Raw genomic sequence first — 641 nt, 5'->3', positions numbered from 1 at the left:
ATATCTGGTGAGGAGAATGCGCAATATATTCCATTGACGCGTGAAGAAGTAACGAGTGTCGAGTATGACATTGTTGTCGATGATGCTCCAACCAGCCCGAATGAGAAAGAGCGTACCTTTGGCATTATCACGCAATTATTACCGTTGCTTCAAAATGCCGTAACACCGGATATCATGCTTGATTTGCTTCGTTATTCACCATTGCCTGCGTCATTACTCAATCGTGTAAGTGAGAAGATGCAACAGCAGCAAATGGCACAACAAGCCCAACAACAGCAAATGAATCCGGAACAAGAAATGAAGTTGCAGGAAAAGCAGCAAGATATTGCGGCTAAAAGTCAGATGCAACAGATGGATTTACAAGGCAAGCAGATTGAATTGGTCATGCGTCAAAAGAGAGCAGAATTGGAAGCGGAATTGATGCAACAGAAGCATGAGCTTGAACGGGAGCGTATTCTTAATGAACGAGCGCAAAATCAAATCATGCGTGAAAGAGCGGCAACATACAGAGGAAGAAGCATTTGAGAGAGGTTAGAGAATGAATGCAGAAATGAACGAAGCTATGAATGAAGATTACAGAGTTGGAGCACCGGTCTTTGATGATGAGAGCTCTTTTGATGCTGGCACTTATGATGGTGAAA

The 641-nt window shown here is 43.1% G+C and carries 1 pseudogene; it reads left to right on the top strand.

Annotated elements, in window-relative coordinates:
- Positions 1–525: pseudogene (locus tag ACFIQC_RS10110) on the top strand (phage portal protein); the annotation flags it as partial.
- Positions 526–641: the final 116 nt, after the last annotated feature.

The sequence above is a fragment of the Bartonella sp. AA126HLJHH genome, from assembly GCF_042197425.1.
GTDB lineage: Bacteria > Pseudomonadota > Alphaproteobacteria > Rhizobiales > Rhizobiaceae > Bartonella.
The sequence above is the reverse complement of the archived record's forward strand: the minus strand, read 5'-3'. Positions and strand labels throughout refer to the sequence as shown.